This window comes from Methanoculleus caldifontis (assembly GCF_032842345.1).
GTDB classification, from domain to species: domain Archaea; phylum Halobacteriota; class Methanomicrobia; order Methanomicrobiales; family Methanoculleaceae; genus Methanoculleus; species Methanoculleus caldifontis.
Map to the genome: position 1 here is coordinate 367,382 of NZ_WBKO01000002.1, position 17,690 is coordinate 385,071.

At 62.5% G+C, this 17,690-nt stretch carries 17 protein-coding genes; 10 read left to right on the top strand and 7 right to left on the bottom strand.

Annotated features, from left to right (window positions below; all coding sequences use genetic code 11):
* Positions 1–267: 267 nt before the first annotated feature.
* The gene (locus F8E02_RS10630; RefSeq protein WP_317065538.1) at positions 268–834 is read right to left on the bottom strand and encodes an archaellin/type IV pilin N-terminal domain-containing protein; all 567 of its coding nucleotides are present in this window, start codon (positions 832–834) and stop codon (positions 268–270) included.
* 179 nt (positions 835–1,013) lie between these two features.
* Here F8E02_RS10630 and F8E02_RS10635 point away from each other — a divergent pair, with 179 nt between their 5' ends.
* Complete coding sequence (locus F8E02_RS10635; RefSeq protein ID WP_317065540.1) at positions 1,014–1,580, top strand: hypothetical protein; 567 nt, start codon at positions 1,014–1,016, stop codon at positions 1,578–1,580.
* A gap of 54 nt (positions 1,581–1,634) precedes the next feature.
* On the opposite strand, the gene F8E02_RS10640 is transcribed toward F8E02_RS10635, so the two are convergent.
* From F8E02_RS10640 to F8E02_RS10660, 5 genes are all read right to left on the bottom strand, one after another.
* Positions 1,635–4,586 (bottom strand): hypothetical protein, encoded by a 2,952-nt coding sequence (locus F8E02_RS10640; RefSeq protein ID WP_317065542.1) that lies wholly within the window; start codon positions 4,584–4,586, stop codon positions 1,635–1,637.
* On the bottom strand, positions 4,583–4,900 hold the full coding sequence (locus F8E02_RS10645) for a hypothetical protein (protein WP_317065543.1): 318 nt from the start codon (positions 4,898–4,900) through the stop codon (positions 4,583–4,585). Before F8E02_RS10645 ends, F8E02_RS10640 begins: the two co-directional genes overlap by 4 nt.
* Positions 4,897–5,181, bottom strand: a complete 285-nt coding sequence (locus F8E02_RS10650) for a hypothetical protein (RefSeq protein WP_317065544.1) — start codon at positions 5,179–5,181, stop codon at positions 4,897–4,899. The genes F8E02_RS10645 and F8E02_RS10650 overlap by 4 nt, the downstream gene beginning before the upstream one ends.
* Before the next feature lie 199 nt (positions 5,182–5,380).
* Complete coding sequence (locus tag F8E02_RS10655; RefSeq protein WP_317065545.1) at positions 5,381–6,532, bottom strand: AAA family ATPase; 1,152 nt, start codon at positions 6,530–6,532, stop codon at positions 5,381–5,383.
* A gap of 77 nt (positions 6,533–6,609) precedes the next feature.
* Positions 6,610–7,119: a hypothetical protein gene (locus tag F8E02_RS10660; RefSeq protein ID WP_317065546.1), complete on the bottom strand. Its 510-nt coding sequence runs from the start codon at positions 7,117–7,119 to the stop codon at positions 6,610–6,612.
* 180 nt (positions 7,120–7,299) lie between these two features.
* On the opposite strand from F8E02_RS10660, the gene F8E02_RS10665 reads away from it, so the two are divergent.
* From F8E02_RS10665 to F8E02_RS10690, 6 genes are all read left to right on the top strand, one after another.
* A complete protein-coding gene (locus F8E02_RS10665; protein WP_317065547.1) occupies positions 7,300–7,542 on the top strand; it encodes a hypothetical protein in 243 nt (80 codons plus the stop codon).
* A gap of 206 nt (positions 7,543–7,748) precedes the next feature.
* Positions 7,749–8,411, top strand: coding sequence for a PEGA domain-containing protein (locus tag F8E02_RS10670; protein WP_317065549.1), 663 nt, complete (start codon positions 7,749–7,751; stop codon positions 8,409–8,411).
* A gap of 395 nt (positions 8,412–8,806) precedes the next feature.
* Positions 8,807–8,950: a hypothetical protein gene (locus F8E02_RS10675; RefSeq protein ID WP_317065550.1), complete on the top strand. Its 144-nt coding sequence runs from the start codon at positions 8,807–8,809 to the stop codon at positions 8,948–8,950.
* 474 nt (positions 8,951–9,424) lie between these two features.
* On the top strand, positions 9,425–10,189 hold the full coding sequence (locus F8E02_RS10680; protein ID WP_317065552.1) for a hypothetical protein: 765 nt from the start codon (positions 9,425–9,427) through the stop codon (positions 10,187–10,189).
* Between the two features lie 154 nt (positions 10,190–10,343).
* Positions 10,344–10,598 (top strand): hypothetical protein, encoded by a 255-nt coding sequence (locus F8E02_RS10685; protein ID WP_317065553.1) that lies wholly within the window; start codon positions 10,344–10,346, stop codon positions 10,596–10,598.
* Positions 10,573–11,010 (top strand): PIN domain-containing protein, encoded by a 438-nt coding sequence (locus F8E02_RS10690; RefSeq protein ID WP_317065554.1) that lies wholly within the window; start codon positions 10,573–10,575, stop codon positions 11,008–11,010. The genes F8E02_RS10685 and F8E02_RS10690 overlap by 26 nt, the downstream gene beginning before the upstream one ends.
* 281 nt (positions 11,011–11,291) lie before the next feature.
* Here F8E02_RS10690 and F8E02_RS10695 read toward each other — a convergent pair whose 3' ends face one another.
* Positions 11,292–11,672, bottom strand: a complete 381-nt coding sequence (locus tag F8E02_RS10695; protein WP_317065555.1) for a type IV pilin N-terminal domain-containing protein — start codon at positions 11,670–11,672, stop codon at positions 11,292–11,294.
* Positions 11,673–11,839: 167 nt separating this feature from the next.
* Here F8E02_RS10695 and F8E02_RS10700 point away from each other — a divergent pair, with 167 nt between their 5' ends.
* The 3 genes from F8E02_RS10700 (at position 11,840) to F8E02_RS10710 (ending at position 17,638) form a co-directional block, all read left to right on the top strand.
* Positions 11,840–12,079 (top strand): hypothetical protein, encoded by a 240-nt coding sequence (locus F8E02_RS10700; RefSeq protein WP_317065556.1) that lies wholly within the window; start codon positions 11,840–11,842, stop codon positions 12,077–12,079.
* Between the two features lie 344 nt (positions 12,080–12,423).
* Positions 12,424–13,212, top strand: a complete 789-nt coding sequence (locus F8E02_RS10705; protein ID WP_317065557.1) for a flavodoxin family protein — start codon at positions 12,424–12,426, stop codon at positions 13,210–13,212.
* 382 nt (positions 13,213–13,594) lie between these two features.
* Entirely contained in the window at positions 13,595–17,638 is a 4,044-nt protein-coding gene (locus F8E02_RS10710) for an Ig-like domain-containing protein (RefSeq protein ID WP_317065558.1), read from the top strand.
* Positions 17,639–17,690 lie beyond the last annotated feature (52 nt).

Consider the following 17,690-nt stretch of genomic DNA (forward strand, 5'->3'; position numbering starts at 1 on the left):
ACGTTAGTTAGTGCTCTTTGTCATCTTACATCCAAGAATCCCATTTTACCTTCGCAACTTTCGTACCTTCGCGTGAGGTAATCTCTCCAGTACCACATGCAATAGTCGACAATCCACCTGATCTAGTAACATTTTCAAGATAAAGTGCTGCGATGCACTGACAATCAATGAAAGTAAGTTATACGGCCCCAATAAGAGATTTTCACATCAGTGAGACCATGATTGCCTAGTCAGAGGTCTAACAGGTGCGTTTGTAGATACCTTCTCCTACACATCATACCAGCTACCCGAACTCATCCCCGCTGGCGCTCTGCGCTCCATTGTGAATGAAACCGCATCAGAGGGCTTCACCTCAACAAAAAACCTCTGGTTATGAGCGATGAGCAGATCCCCCGGAAGCGTGGGGTCATCCGCTTGGAACAACGGGATCTGTACCTGCCAGAAAACCGGTCTCCCGCCTCCTCCACTGCCGCCTATCGGATGCCACCGGGCCGCTCCCGTGTATGTCTGTATCGAATCAGCGGTCGATACGGTGACGACAATCCGCTCCATATTGATGTCAGCGCCGCCCTGGGGACCCCTCACCATGACAATGATATACCGTATATGCCGACCGTCGGTACTTGCCTGCACCATAACCGGCTCGGCGATCTGGACAACGGCGCCGACCTGTTTTACCGCTGAGTAAACAGTCTGCTCCGTCTTCTGGGTCGTGAAGAAGCCGGCACCGAGCGCCACGTACGCGAAGACGGAGGCTACGACGATAAAGGCAATGAAGACCATCGCTGCCTCTAGGCCAGTGAACGCTCTGTCGTCTAATGCAAGCGGCTCCATTGCCACCTCTAGTTCGTCCGTTAGACAAGACTGTTTCCCGGTCGTTCCTATCTACTGAATTGCCGGGCGATTATTTGAACGTATAGCACTTGTTACGGCAAAACGGCATAACTAACCTGGCTTCGTTGAAACCGGCCCCGGCATCAGGTTCTTTTGGTTGAACCTCACAACCCTTCTATATGGAGATTCGTGCCGTCGGCGGATTTCTGGTAGTAATCTCGATCGTTGTGGTTCTCCTGACCGCCGGCTGCACCTCACAACTGCCGCCGGGTAACGATCAGGCTGTCGCGGATGCCTACCCCTGCTCTCCACTGGAGGTTGTGCCGCCAATTTACTACCAGGGAGCCCCGATGGATGGGTCGGAAACAGCAATCGCCGGATTCGCCCTCAACTTGACAGTTATCCCCTATACGAAGACATCAAGCACCCTGGAACAGGATGGAGAGATCAACATCACAACAATCTTCATCACCTATACAGACGGTCGTGACATCTACATCCTTAAGCCTGGGGATTACTCCATTGCCAGACGGCAAAGCGGAGACGGCGACGATGCGCTCGAACCGGGTGAGGTCGTGGAACTGATCCTGCCCGTTCGTCAGCCTATACCCGCAAACACTGAGGTCTATGCCGAGTTCTGGACTCCCTATCACGGAACGCTGACCCTTGCGCTTCACACGCCGGACACGATAGAATTTTCCGGACAGATAGTTGAATTTACCGCTGCACCTTTTGTCTCATATTGATATGGGAATTATCCTGAAAGCAGGTCAGGGGATAGCAAACAGCGAGAAAGAGCATCACCTCACCCCCTCCCGCCCGTTCCATTCCCGGACCATTCTTGCATAGCACCCCTCGCAGATCCTCGTGTGGGCCTCCTGCGAACGGTAGACCGCCTTCTTCTCCCCGCAAATGTCGCACCGGCCGATCTCAACCTTCGTCCGAGTAAACGTCCGGTGATCGAGGACTCCGGGGAGCGGCTGCGCCTTCGCTGGCCACTTTGCCCTCTTCAGGCAGTCATAGCAGAGGTAGGTCCCTCCACCGCCCCGTCTTACCGACGACGTCGGCCGGCGGCCGCAGACGTGGCAGGGCTCGTCCTTTGGCACCGGGAGGGCGATATAGTCGGCGGGGTTGACCAGGGCGGATGGTTGCACATTTACACTCGTTTTCACACCTTTACACCCGGACTTACACCGCGAAAATCCACCATATGGAGCCGGTTCTCTGATCGGCAGGATTTGCCCCGGAATATCCGGGATGTTTTCACCACTGTGGATTTCATGGACACCAGAAGTCGCGTCACCCGCTCCTGCAGGCAGGCTCTCCGTTCCCGGCAACCGGTGTAAATTACCACTCTGATCTATACAGATCTCTGTACATATCTCTCCAATAGAGCAATCCCCACCATCATGGACGGGATCTTCGTTTACACTTTCCCCGGATTTCTGGTGTAAACCGGGTGAAAAGGTGAAACCATGAGGACCACCGTCCCGATCGTCCGGGCCGTCATCCAGCCAGACCGTGGTACTGTTACTCCAGGTACGGTAGACCTCCCGGTCGAATGAGAAGTAGTGCTCCCGCCGCCGGACGGTCTCCCCGACCCCGATCATCTCCCCGGTCACCGTTGCGTCGATGTAACTCACCGCCGGGCATTTCTCCAGCAGGCCGGCATACGTGGCCCGGTTGTTGGTGTAACCGTGGAGGAGCCGGTAGGTCCTCTGGTAAGGAAGGCCGAGTGCGCTCTGGAGCTGGCGGACGGTGAAGACCTCGATCCCCATCTGTGCGACCGTCGCGAGCGCCGCCGCCTCGTTTTTCGTCAGTTTGGTCTCCTGGCCCCCTGCTTCGCCGTTGATGGCGGAGTAAAGGGTCGCTGCCGCCGCGAAGTCCTCCGGCCGGGCGATCACCGCTCCGTCGTCGTCGCGGTCGCGCTGGAGAAAGAAGAGCCGGGCCCGGCACTTGATCAGGTCAAAGAGCATGCCCGGGTTCCTGCGGTTCTGCATCGTGGAGAACTGGATCCTGCGGGCGAACGGGATCCGGACGGAGAGGATATCCTCTTTGACGATCTCCCAGATCGCCCGGCAGGTGAGAACGTCGTCCTTTGCCGGGCCGCGGCCGGCCGCCTCCACCTCCTTCATATGTTCAAAGACCCGTTTGTCCTGCTCGACGGTATCGTCGATCCAGACCGTGAGCATCCGGTTCATCACCTGGTCGCCGCCGAGGTCCTCGACCTTGGCGAGCCACCAGACGCACCGCTCGGGGATGGTGCAGACCCGGAGCTTCCTCTCGGTCGTGAGGGTCCGGTGCTCGATCGGCTCCCGGAAGTTTGCGGTCGCGGATTTGAGGACTTCCTGGAGGTCGTCGGAGAGCGAGACGTCGTCGAAGAGGAGGACGGTGCCGGGCCGGAGGTCGTCGTCGTAGTAGAGCGCCTTGTCCGAGACGGTGCCCTTGAGTTTGTAGGCCGCCGGAATGAGGTTCTGCATCGTCGTGCAGGCGTGGGTCTTTCCCTTCCCAGAGTTGCCGGAGACGGCGACGTGGAGGCCGTTCGTGTTTTCCACGGACTGCGAGGCGAGGGACATCGCGAGGCACTCCGCGACGGTCCGGTCGCCAACGTGGCTCTTGTTGAAGGTGTCGAGGAGGAACGCGAGGGGGTCGCCATCGCGGAGGATTGTTAAGGCCCGTTCACGGTGCTCGTCGGCGGGAGGGGGAGAGGTTGTCTTCTCCTCCTGCTCCTTCTTACCCGGCGTCTTCTCCTCTGGCTTGCGCCGCTTCTTCTCGTACATCCCCCGGAGTTCCGGCCAGCGCTGGGCGCCTCCACTGCAACTGGCATGGTGGCAGCCGGCGAAAATGGCGCCATTCACGAACTGGATGGCAAACGCACCGTCCTTATGCGCTGACGAGAACGGGCACTCCGCGAGGGTGAAGAGGGTGCCGCCCTGCCAGGGCCGTGTGCTCCGGACGGCGATGCCATACTCCGCGAGCCAGGCGGCGAGGTCGATGCCGGCCTTCGGCCGCGATGCGGCCGGGTCTTCCCGTGGGAGGAGCCCGGCGAGGTGCCGGAGCCGTTCCGGGGGAACCACACTGATCTCTGATGGGAGAGAGAGGATCCTCGCCCGGCGGTGGGGCCGCTCCGGGGTGGAGTCGCCCTTCCGGGACATGGTCCCGTAGAGTTTCCAGATCCGGGCGGCGTTGTGGTTCGCGGTATCGACGGTGACGGCCTCGTTCGAGAAGAGGGCGTCGAGAGTTGCGAGGCAGCCTTTCACGAGAGCGGTTGCCTCTGCATCGTTCGGGAGGTCGATCCTGTACAACAGGTGGGCGCCGTTCCCGGAGTCGGCCCGGATGGACGCGGGGAACCCCTGCTCTGCGAGGTAGGCCGCTATCCGCTCCGCTGCATTGAGCGCCGCATTGTGCTCCTCATCCGTCGACGAGACCCCGCTCGGCCGGACCGGGTCGATGTCGACCGGGAACCAGCGCCGGCGGATGATGTCGGCATCAGCGGTCGTCGCGTCCTTCCGGGAGAGCCGCATCTTGATCCGGTTTGCCCGCCGGGCGAGGAGTGCCGGGTTGACGTCGTTTAAGGTGACGTAGATCCCGGCGACCGAGGGATCGGCGTCGAGGGCCTCGATCTGCTCGCTGAGCAGGGCATGGTCGTCGAAGTAGCCGGAGTGGGTCACGCCGTCGGCGAGCGCCCGGACCTCGACTACACCGCCTTCGAGGGTGAGGAGCCCAATCGCCCGGCGGATATCGTCTATCATACCGCCTCCGGGATCAGCGGGAAGAGGGGGGCGGAGATGGCCTCCCCGCGGGCGACCCGCTGGAAGCTGACGAGCGGGACGATGTAGGAGCCGGCGCGGGTATGGAGCATCACCGCTTTGCCCGACGCGTTCATCGCCGCGTGCCCCTCGATGGCAACCGCTGTCGCCTGCGGACGATCCTCGATGATCGGACTGACCCGGCCGTAGAAGAGGAGGTTTTTCAGATCCTCTGCCTCGATCCGGTAGTGCTCGGCCTCGACGGTGATCCGGAGCACTCCGCCGGCACAGTAAGAGAGGGTTCCATCTTCGGTCATGGCCGGCCCCTCCCGACGGTGATCGTGTAGTGGTGATTCCGGGTCCGGTGGACGTTGATCTCGCGGATCGCCCGGCCGTGCCGCCGGATCTCGTCCGCCACCACCCGCGGGACGAGGAAGAGCGGGACCGGGGAGACGTTTATCTCCTCCGGGGCAGATGTACCAGTGGCGGCCTGGCGGAGCGCGTGGTGGCACTTTGTATCCGGGCTGCCGCCGCTGGTTTTCTGTTCGGTTCCTCCCGGACTCCGTTTGTCCGGGGTTGCTCCTGGTTGCTGTTGCATTTCCTGTAGCTCCCTGCACCGGGACTCTTTCCGGCGCATACAGCATCATCGGGAACTGTTGCTTAAAAGAGTGAGCCAACCATCCCGGAAAAAACAACAAGCCCCATATAAGCCTTACTTTATTGCAATAGTTCAAAAGATGGGGAGTAGAGAGGAATCTCTAATCCCGGGCAGAACTGGGAGTTTCCGGATCTTATGCTCAGTTCGGGATTTTGCAGGTTGAGTCCGGGAATTTGCAGGCGGCGGCCACGTCCCCGGCATCGTACCGGAGCCGGACTTCCCGCCCCCGGCCGGTTCGGGGCACCAGGTCGACGATCCCGGCCCTCGTGAGGGCGTTGAGGTGCTCGTGGTAGGTCGTCTTCCCGACCGGGAGGTACTCCTGTGCCGCCTCAAAGACCGCCCCCGACGCCATATCGGCCCCGCCGCGGGCTCGCTCCGCGATCCAGCAGGCGAGTACCCGTTCGGCCTCCGAGAGCCTCGTAGCACGGGCCCGGAGCGCCGGCGCCGTGACCGCCCGGGCTGCTGCGGTGACGTCGGCGTGGGTGACCCGGCGGCGGCCGTCCTTCTCCGCCCGGAGGGCTGCTGCCCGAATGAGGTCGATCCCGACCCGGACATCCTGCTCGCCGGCGGCGATAGTGGCGATCCGGTCGATGAGCGGCTTCGGCAGCACCCGGGGGTAGAGGCCCTGCCGGACCCGGTCGGTCAGGATCTCGCGGATCTCGGTCCTCGAGTAGGGCAGGAAGGTGATCTCGGTCGGGTGGAAGACCGACCAGACGCTCGCGTCCGCCTCGGCTCCGAGGTTCAGGGCGAGGTTGCTCGTGACCGCGAAGACCCCGGCCTTCCGGACGTCCCACTTCTCGTAGAGCCGGAGGAGCTGGTAGAGGAGGAGGTTGTAGGTGCCGGCCGGGATGAGTTCGTCCGCGTCGTCGAGGCAGACGACGAGCGCGGCGTTGCGGTCCCGGAGCCGGGAGGCGATGCCCTCTTTGATATCGTCGAGGTATCGGCCGGCCAACGGCGCCGGGGAGCCGCAGACCTGTTTGAAGATGCTCCCGTAGACGGCGAGCGGGGTGCGGTCCTGCCGGCAGTTGACGTAGACCGGGATGACCTGTTGCGTCTCTTCGGCGACCTCGCGGAAGATCCGGCGGACGGTGGTGGTCTTCCCGGTCCCCGGCGGCCCGCGGAGGATGGCGGAGAGGGCGCTTCCGCCCCGGAGGGCCGGGCTGATGAGGAAGGCAAGTTCTTTGACCTCGGCGTCACGGTGGTGGAGGTGGTCGGGGACGAACGTGAGCTCGAAGACGTCGGGATCTCTGAAGAGGGTCTGGTCGTTGCGGAGAAGGGGGGAATGTGCCATAGGGGAGACTGGAGAAGAGGTAGTAGATAACGAGGAGCCGTGCGCGGACTGAAAGTGAAGGGGGATGAGCCCCCACTTCATCCCAGCGCGGGAATCGCGTCCGCCCAGGTCTCGACGGCGGTCCGGATGGTGTCGTCCTGGTAGGACGAGATCCGGACGGTCTTCCTGGTGAAGGTGACGTAGTAGTCGTCACCGGACGGGTCGTGGCACCTGAGCTGGGCGTAGTAGGTCTCGCGGGCGAAGTCCCGCTCGGCCTCTCCGCCCATCGCCGTTGCCAGGGCCGCGTTGCCCATCACCGCGGCGGCGTTCGCATTGAAGGCGGCGATCGTCGGGGACTGCAGGGAGACGGTCCCGACCCGCTTGCCGGTCGTCTCGTTGACGAAGTTCACCTTCGCGGTGTAGTGCTCGCGGTTCCGGACGACCGGGGCCACGGCCTCTCCGCCGGCGCCCGTATACCCGACGCACCCGAAGGGGTTGTCGTCGATGACGGACTGGACGAGGTTGTTAAACGACGTTACGCTGGCGATCGGGGCCGCGAGGTCCCGCACCGCCGTCTTGTTCACGGTCTTCTGCACGAAGTCTGCCATGGGTTTTGCTCCATGCCTGCATGCTCCCGGGAATATGACAGACAACTATAGGGTGGGCGGGAGAGGATATCAGTCTGACTTTATCGGGAAGCGTGAATTCGGCTTCGATTCACCGATATAACCCTTACAGTCAGGCTTTTTCTCTCGGACGCTCTACTGTCCCCCGAGAGGGTTACCAGGATGATCGATGCAAAGACCACCCGAGAGCTTGTCTACGAGACGAACCGGGATGTAAAGTGGATCTGCCGGGCGCTCCAGAAAATGGAGGCGCAGGACAAAGCGTTCGAGGCGCGGCTCCGGGCGCTGGAGGGGTGGCAGGCGGAGAAGGTGGGCGAGGAGCGGCGGCTCTCGACGGTCAGCGCCGGGGCCGGCGGGGTCGTCGGCGGGGTAGTGGCAGTGCTAATGCGCATCCTAGGTGCGTAACAGAATTCATGACTATTGTCAGCATGACACCCGCCCATAAAGATCGGTGTAGTACTTCCTGCATATTGTACCCCTACAGATTACCACCTGCGATTGCGAGGATACAATTAAAGTCCTTCCCCCTTTCTCCAAAAAGACAGAGTGGGAGGTTCATCCAAGAGAAGGAATAATAACCTTTAAACTGCAGGAGCGCCAGTATGGTGTTTATGCGATACAAAACCCTTCTCATTTGTCTGTTAATCTTCGCACTACTTTCAGCCGGATGCACTAATACCGCAAGCCAGCCGGGCATAACCTTTTCAGGAAAGAATACACCGACACCGACGCCCACTCCTGGATACGGGAGCGTTATGATCTCATCTGATCCCTGGGGTGCGGATGTCTACCTTGACGGCGAGCACAAGGGCGTCGCCCCCCTTACGCTAACGAATGTTCCTGCAGGAAAGCACACGCTCCGTGTGAAGATGCTCGGATATAGGGAGAGTAATTCCAACATCACGGTGATCACAGATAAGGCGTTGACTATTAAGCAATCTCTCCAGAGGGGGAAGCCTGATATCTATGTGAGCATCGACAGCACGAAGATAATCCAGCAGGGCACGCTCATCGAGGTGAGCGGCGAGGTGGAGAACCGAGGAGATGAAGCGGCATACGAATTTAAGGTGATCATTGAGATGACGCCGAAGGACTCGAGTATGAAGGATCTGAAGGCGTCCAAAACCGTCGTCATTGGTGCACTCAAACCCGGAGATCGGAAGCATTATGTGGGGCATGTACAACTCAAGAGATATTACGACTATAAGGGAACTATCAAGTGTGAGTATGTCTTTGACGGAAAGACCCACACGGGATCGACAAAGTCGTTCTGACCCCACTCTGGACCTATCTTTTTTAGGTCCCAATAACCGCAGAGGGCAGGCTGAGTAACTTCTTGCCCAACCTTCCGCCGGGAACCCGGAGTTGTGGCCTCCGCATCCCCTGCACGTTCTGCCCGTGCACGGCTGCCTTTTAACTATCTCCTCTTCCCCAGACAAACCTATGACGCGCTCACCCCCTCACCGAGCATATTGCACTGTGTCATTTTCCCGACCGCCCGGATCTCATAGCTGCATTCACTTATATAACTAAATAGCCACTCATGCCAGCGTGTAACCACGGCAAACACAGCCCCAGCGCGACACGATCCGGATGGTCCGAGGGGTTCATTCGGGAGCACAGTGGCAAATACAAGCGGCGGGCCTTATGGGAGAACCTGCTGAAGAGAATGATGTGCCAGACGTTCAAGACGATCATCAAGTATCTCGATGAGTCAGGCCAGATAGCGAGCGACTCACAGGGAAAGATCTGCTGGATTCACAACCCGGACCTGGTCCGGAGATATGCAATGCGTGAAGACCTGCGGATCTGATGAAGTGCCAAATCTATTTTGTGGACGAACGGGTCTGATCCGACTGCAGGATCCGGAAATTCGATCCAACAGAACCAGAAGATATGTCCCGTACTGGGCATGAGGTATGTAATCCACAGGTATGGATCGTTCTGCCCCCAATCCCGAAAAACCCCATTTCGGAAGATTTTTCGAGAATGCGTCAGGGAAAGTTGAGTTTCGATATGTAACGGGTATGTAATCCACAACGACCCCGGCATGTACATCACGGCTCGCAGAGCCGGGTCTCCCCTCTTTAGAAAACTCTGGACCGAACACTATATCGCCATACCCCCTTGCATATCGCCATTCAAGGTATGTAACGGGCATGTAATCGGCCGCGTGGCACTCCAGAATAGTCATCATATCGATGCCAATAGAAACCCCCCTCCCTTTACAACCTGCCTCCACGATCTCCCACGCCCGGGTCGCGGGTACGCCTCCGCCGGAGGGGACGTGCTCCCGTCCGGATCGCAGGGCCTCCTCGGCACCGTGACCGGGCACTATGCCCTCCGGCCTGACAGCTTCCTCTCCGGCCTCTACGGTGCCTTCTTCGAGCCCGCCCGGGCCGGAGCCGCCGCCTTCTTCCAGGTCTCCCCGCTCTCGTTCTTCGCCCTCCTCCTCGCCGGGGTAATCGGATACGCACTCATCCGCCGCAGGCCGCTCGGGATAGACTCACGGGACGCACGGCTCCTCGCCTTCTTCGCCCTCGCCGCCGTCCTGGTGGTGCTTACCTACATCAGGCAGATCCCCGGCATGTCGGCAGACCCCGGGTTCATCCCGGATATGCGCTATCTCTCCCCGGCCTACCTCCCCATGCTCGTCATCGGGGTCTACGCCCTGAAGCACGCCGGCCTCGACGGAGACGGGGTGCGGGAGGCGCTCCGGACGCTCTTCTGGCTCGCGGTCATCGACCTCCCGCTCATCTTCGTCGTCCTCCAGGTCATCGCCGGCCGAGACTTCGGCGGGCAGGTCACGTTCGTCACGACCCTCACCTATATCTTCCTCGCCGGGGCCGCGGTGCTCTACATTGCCGTGCTCGCCCGCCGCGCCTCCCCCCGCCTCTTCGCCTATGCGGTCCCGGTGCTGATGCTCTTTCCCCTCGCTTGGGAGCTCGTCGTCGACTTCCGGTTCGCCACGAGCTGCTGGGAGGGCTACCACTTCTGGATACCGATGGTGCAGTATGTCTGGTACATCCAGTACGCGATCTTCCCGTTCTGAAGGCCGGGGTCCCGGGACATCATGCAGGATCTTCCCTCGTACCGGGAGAGTCAGACAGCCCCGACCTGCCCCCCTCCCCCCGTCGGCTGCCGGTCGTGGCGGTTGAATTTACATATTTGAAATATTTAAATATTTATAAAATATACTTACGGACATGGGCACGATAACCCTGAGCATCGACGACCGGACGGAGCAGGAGTTCCGGGGACTGGTCGAAAAGATCCTCGGGAAGCGGAAGGGAGCCCTTGGTGAAGCGGCGACCGAGGCGATGAAGATCTGGATCAAAACAAAGACACAGGAGGAGATTGCGCAGGACGCCCTCGAGCTGACCGGGAAGGCGTACCACTTCGGGGCAAAGAAGTATACGTCAAGGAAGGACCTGTATGACCGGCAACCCGCCGCTGATTGACACAAACGTCCTCGTCTACCTCTTCGACGCGGATGCCCCCGAAAAACGGCAGATCTCAAGGGACCTTGTTGCAGCGTGCTGGAAGTCCGAGAAGCGCTACTCGGTCTCGGTGCAGAACCTCGCGGAGTTCTCGGTGGTCGTGACCGAGAAGGTCGAAAACCCGATGCCGGTCGAGGATGTGACCCGGTTCGTCCGGAACATCCAGGATTTTGAGGGCTGGAACGTCGTCGGCTACGGCAGCAGGACCATCCTTGCTGCCCACCAGATCCGGGACAGCCATCACGTCCACTTCTGGGACGCACTTCTTGCCGCAACCATGATCGAGTCCGGCATCGATACGATCATCACGGAAGATGCCCATCTCCTGCGCATCCCCGGGATCACGGTCACCAACCCGTACCGGAAAGAGTGATCGGGTGCGGAGGATTCAACCCTGGCTCCGCGTTTCCCGGAGCAGCCCCCAACCCTCATAACGGCAATCGCTCGTTAATCGCTCGCCCCCTGCTCCAGGGCATCCCATGGCCCCCTTGCCCCTGTCCATTCACGCGAGGGTGCGAGGGATGCAGGCATCTGGCGCCCCTCATGCAGCGTGAGAGTGGAGCGAACGGAGCTACGCAGGTGCGAGTTGCAGGCCCCGTAGGAAGCCCGGGTCGGCCATCTGGCACCAGGATCAAGCTAGATAACCCCCACCACCTAAAGCGTCTTATCGAACAGTATCCACGACTCGTTATTAACAGACGTCCCGACGACAACGACCCGTGTCGCATCCGTGATGTTGCGACTCTCGGCCGCCCCCGCCCGGCAGTCCAGCGTAAAGTTCTCGTTCGTCCCCCCGACCCCGCCGATCCAGCACCGGATCTCCGATACCCGGTCCATGTTCATCCCGCCGTGGACCATGAACGTGACCGTCTCCCCCGACCGGGCCGCCGTCACCGCGACGGTCTTGGGCTCCTCCGGCATCTGTATCCCGTAGATCATCGATGCCGCAACCGCGGCGAAGATGACCACGAGCGCCACCATCAGGACCGTGCTCACCACCTCCGAGACCCCGGCGTCCGTATCCGCACGCACCATATGAAAGAGGACTATCCCCGGCGCCCCATGATAAGGCTGTCTATATTGTACCGGGACGCGGGTATCCTTCCGATGCGGGTATAACCGCGGGAAATGTTCTTCGCGGAAACGGGGGCCGGGCCTCCCGGAGCACCAGGTTCATGCCTCGCGGCGGCATACTACCCGGTATGCCCGAGGAGACGACCACAATCGAGATCTTCGCGTCCGACCGGGACAGGCTGAACCGCCTTCGTCGCTATCCCCGAGAACCTTACCGTTCCAGAGTGTGCCGGCTGCTGGAGCAGGCCGAGGACTGCGAACCCCTGAGCCTGGAGACGATCGCCGATATCCAGGCGTCGCTCGACGATATCCGGCGGGGCGAGTTTGTAACGCACGAGGCACTGAAGCGGGACCTGGGGATTGAGTGAGATACAAAGTCCAGCGAAGGTTAAAGCGCCTTACAGAGGGAGCTGCCGCCCTGAACGTCGGGGCGCTGGAACTGCTGGCGGAGTATCACTGTAACAGGGAGGACTGTTACGGTAGACGAGTTAGTGTATCATAATTCAGTGATTAGGTATGATACAGCAGCGTCCGGACAGATGGCGCCGGACGTTCAGGCATCGCCTCATCCCGGATCTTTCTCGCCAGAGGCGCTTACGCAACCCGGAACCGTCCGCCCCGGCAACCCTTATCACATCCCGCGCCACACGGCAGCATCCCCGCCCGTGCCACCGCAAACAGCGGGACCGGCCCGGAGGGAGACGGAGGAGATATGAAGGTCCTGGTCATCATGGGGAGTCCCCGGAAGGGCAACACCTACCGGGCGGCGCAGAGGATCGAGGAGACGATGCGGTCCCTCGGCGACGTCGAGTTCGAATACCTCATGCTCAGGGACGTCGGGCTCGAACCCTGCCGGGGCTGCATGGCGTGCTTCGAGTGGGGCGAAGAGCGCTGCCCCGTCCGTGACGACGCCCCCGCCGTCGGGCAGAAACTGCACGACGCCGACGGGGTGATCTTCGCATCCCCGGTCTACGGCCTCGCCGTCACCGCCCTCATGAAGACCTTCATCGACCGGTTCTCCTATGTCTTCCACCGCCCCCGGTTCTTCGACAAAAAAGCCCTCCTCCTCGTCACCTCCGGTGCAGTGGGCGAGAAGGACGTCGTCGATTATCTCGACTCCGTCGCGAGCATATGGGGCTTTGACGTCGCCTCCAGCGCCGGCATCGTCACGAATCCCAATATCACGCCCGGACAGGCGCGGGCAAACGACCAAATACTCGACGATGCTGCACGGGAGTTCTACCGTGCCCTGGCGGAGGGACGGGAGCGGCGGCCCGGGCTCCGGAGCGTCATCATCTTCCACGCCCAGCGGGCGTCGTTTGACGAGCTCGCCGACTCCGCCCCGACCGACCACGCCTACTGGAAGGAGCAGGGCTGGCTCGATGCGGGCGCCCGCTACTACACGGACGCCCCGGTCAACCCGCTCTATGACGTCATAGGGAGGATCGTGGAGCGGGTGCTCCGGCGGAGGATCCGGAGGGACCTGGCCGCGATGCGCTGATCGGCTCCTCACGCAGGGGACTGATGGAAAAATCGCCAGCCGGATCCATCTTTTGACGAATAGCCGCAGCCGCTGCCCCCCCGTTCCCCGGCAGGCGGCGACCCGTGGAGAGCCTCCCACGATCCCCCTGCAGCCTGACGGGCATACCGGACCGTCCTGTTTTTATTATAAAATTTTGAGAATAAATCACCGTAAAGGATATATATTTATACCGCCATTCACGCATTCACCGGCTACCCTATGACCGGGCCTTAATCGCAATTCGCAGTTCGCCTGTCGGGCGCTCCGGCGAGTGACTGCTTTAGCCAGCCCGTTTGTGCTTACCGTGAGGTATGTACCGCGGTCCTGCAGGCGAACTGCGATTCATTCAAGGGGGAAACGAATGACAAAACACACACACCTGGCACTCCTGTGCGCAGTCATCGTCCTCGGACTGCTGATACCGCCGGCCCTCGCGGTAGGTACCGCTCCGGGAACGCCGCGGGAATACGTCCTTCCCGGCGGGCAGGAGCATCCGAGCATCGACGGCGATATGGTCGTCTTTGAGCGCAGTCTGCTCAATGGACCAAAAGACATCTACTGTATGAGCACATCGGGCACCGGCTTGCGCCCGATCACGAACGACAACGTACCGCAGGAGCGGCCGTCCATCTCGGGCGACTACGTCGTCTGGCAGGAGAACCGGAACGGGAACTGGGACATCTACCTCTACTCGTTCTCGAAGGACGAGACCCTCCAGCTCACCGATAGTCCGGCCGACCAGTGGCTGCCGGTCATCCACGGAAACTACGTCGTCTGGTACGACAACCGCGGAGGAAGCACCGACATCTGCCTCTACGACATCAGCGCCAAGAAAGAGAAGGGCATGATCGGCTGCAACCCTGAACTCGGCACCGACACGACCAAGTTCAAGCCCGCGCTCTCGGACGATTACGTCTCCTGGGAAGAGGTGGGCTCGGGGCTCCGGCTCTACGAGATCGCCACGGGAACAAAGCGGACGGTCTCGTCAAGCAGCATGCCCCAGTCGTGGCCCTCGATAGCCGGGGACCTCATCGCCTGGGAGGACTACCGGTGGGGAGCGGCATGGCAGTCCGCGATCTACCTCAAGGACCTCAGCACCGGGAGCGAGCGCCAGCTGACGACGCTGAGCGCCGAACAGGTCTCGCCGGCACTCAGCGGGAGCATCATCGCCTGGGAGGACAAGCGCGATGGGCAGTGGAGCATCTACATGTATGACCTCGCAGACCTCCCCGGCGGCGAGGAGATGTCGGTGCCCACCGCCGGCGGCGAGCAGATCTACCCGGCCGTCAGCGGCAACACGATCGTCTGGCAGAAGAACCGGGGCGACTTCGCGAACATCTGCATCTACACCTACGTCGCCGACGAGCCCGTACAGATCGTCACCAGGATCGAGGTTGAGCCCTCCACGACCGTCATGGAGATCGGCGAGGAGTTCAAGTTCAACGCGACCTGTTACGACCAGGACGACAACGCCATGCCCGACCTGAAGGTCACCTGGGCCTGCAGCAACGCCACGGTCGGGTTCATCGACCCCGGCGGCTACTTCCTCGCTTCCGCCGCAGGCATCGCGACCATCACCGCATCGACGGCCGGGGTCTCCGCACAGGCGACCGTCATCGTCGACGCCCCCGAGCAGATCCTCACGACCGTCGAGATCGCGCCGTCCACGGCCACCGTCGCGGTCGGCACGACACGAGAGTTCGCCGTCGCCTGCTACGACCAGTCCGGCAACCTCATGACCGGCGTCCCGGTCGCCTGGGCGAGCAGCAACACGACCGTCGGCACGGTCAATGAGAGCGGCACGTTCACCGCCCTCGCCGAAGGCACGGCCGATCTCACCGCAACGGCAGGCGGACTCTCTGCAACGGCAGCCGTCACGGTCATCGCCCCGGCGTCCCCGGTCCTGACCGGGATTGAGGTCGCACCGGCCACGGCCACCGTCGAGACCGGCGAGACGCTGGCCTTCACCGCAACCGCCCTCGACCAGTTCGGCACCGCCATGAGCGGGGTTCCCATCACCTGGGCGAGCGGTAACGAGACCGTCGGGACCATCGATGCCGCCGGCACCTTCACCGCACGTGCCGTGGGCACGACGACCGTCACCGCCTCGGCGGGCGGCGTCACCGGGACCGCGACCGTGACCGTCGCCGCCGAAGCGCCGGTCGCCGCGAGCATCACCGTCGCACCCGCCGCGGCCACGCTTGCCGTGAACGACCACCAGCAGTTCATCGCGACCGTCCTCGACCAGTTCGGCAACGAACTGCCGGGACCCGCAGTCACCTGGACGAGCAGCAACGGGACCGTCGGCACGATCAGCACGGACGGAATCTTCACCGCACTCGCCGCGGGCACCGCGACCGTCACCGCCTCGGCGGGCGGCGTCGCCGGAACGGCAACGGTCTCCGTCGCCGCCGACGAACAGCCGATCGGATTGGTCGCCGTCTCCCCGTCCGCAGTCACCCTGGGCATCGCCGATGCCCGGCAGTTCGAGGCGATCGTCTTTGACCGGGCCGGCAGGATCGTCCCGGACGCTGAGGTCCTCTGGGCGAGCAGCGACGAGGCCGTCGGCACGGTCGGCGCGGACGGAATCTTCACCGCGCTCGCCGCGGGCACCACGGCCGTCACCGCCTCGGTCGACGGCGTCACCGGGACCGCGGCCGTAACGGTCCGCGACGATGCCCCGGCCCTTGCCTCGATCAGCATCGCACCGTCGGCGATCACCCTCGCCGCCGGCGAGACCGAACGCTTCGTCGCCACCGGCTACGACCAGAGCGGCCGTGTTATGCCGGACGTCGGAGTAATCTGGGCCTGCAGCGACGCAGATGTCGGCATGATCGGTGCCGACGGAACCTTCGTCGCGCTCGCCGCGGGCACCGCGACCGTCACCGCCTCGGCAGACGGCGTCACCGGGACCGCGGCCGTAACGGTCGTCAGCCTCGCTCCCGGGCTTGTGGTCTCCCCTGCGGCGATCGCCCTTGATGCCGGGGCTTCGCGGCAGTTCATCGCGACCCTGTATGACCCGGAGGGCAACGAGATGCCCGTCGCTGAAGTGATCTGGTCGTGCAACGATCCGGCCGTCGGCACGATCAACACGGCCGGGTTCTTCACCGCCGCCGGTGAGGGGACCGCGACCGTCACCGCCCTGGTCGAAGAGACCGGCGAGACCGGAACCGCGACCGTGACCGTGCGGCCGGTGCTCCCGGCGCCCGGCCGGATCGTGGTCAGCCCCTCCGACCTCACCATCGCCGCCGGCAACAGCGTGGCGCTCACCGCCACGGTCTTCGATCCGGACGGCAACGTCGTCGCAGACCCCGGGATTGCCTGGTCGTGCGACGACGAGAATGTCGGCACGATCGGTGCGGACGGAGTCTTTACCGCCCTCGCGGCAGGGACCGCCACCGTCACCGCCTCGGCCGGCGGGATCTCGGGCATCGCCTGCGTGACCGTCGAGCCTTCCTTCTCCGTCCCGGCCTGCATCGAGGTCGCACCGGCCTCGGCCACGCTCAAGCCGGGGGAGAGCCGGGCGTTCATCGCCACGGTCTTTGACCAGTGCGACGACGAGATGGACTGGGTCAGGGTCGCATGGTCGTGCTCCAACCCGCAGGTCGGCACGATCGACCGGAACGGCCTCTTCACGGCCGTTGCAGAGGGCACCGCAACCGTGAAAGCCTCGATAGGCAGCGTGGAGAGGACGGTGGCGGTCACCGTCGCCGGAGGCTCCACGCCGGGCGGCTCTTCGGGCTCGTCGAGAGGCAGCGGCGGCAGCAGCAGGCCCACCTTCGATGCGGGGACGTGCGAGAACCTGAGGAACGGCGAGACGTTCACGTTCTCGGGCATCGCCACCTCGTCGGTAGACAGCGTCTCCGTCACGGCGTCCGGCACCATCCCGAGGCTGATGCTGACCGTGAAGGGTGCAGGCTCACCCTCCGGGGCGCAGCCTCCTGCCGGCGAGATCTTCGAGTACGTCGAGATCACCCTCAACTGGGCAAACCCGCAGGACGTCAGCAGCGCGACCGTGGCCTTCACCATCCCGGCCGCGTGGCTTGAGGCGCACGGCATGGCCCCTGAGGACGTCGTGCTCATGCGCTGCGTCAACGGCGAATGGCAGAGCCTGGAGACCGAGGTCATCGGCGAGGGCAACGGGAACTACCGGTTCCGGGCAACCACGCCCGGCTTCTCCACCTTCGCCATCGTCGCGGCGCCGGTGAACGCGACCCCGACCGAAGAGCCGGTCCCCACGGTCACGGAGGAGCCGAACGTCACCGTCACCGAGACCGGGAACGTGACCGAAGAGGCGACGCCGGAGACGACCGCCGTGCCGACGACGGCACCGGCGGCACCGCTCGTCTACGCGCCCTTCCTCGCTCCGCTGGCCTTCCTCCTCTGGGCGAGAAGGAAGAACTAACCCATCTTTTTTTTGACGCCGCACCGCAGGCGTCTCTCCTGGATGCCGCTCG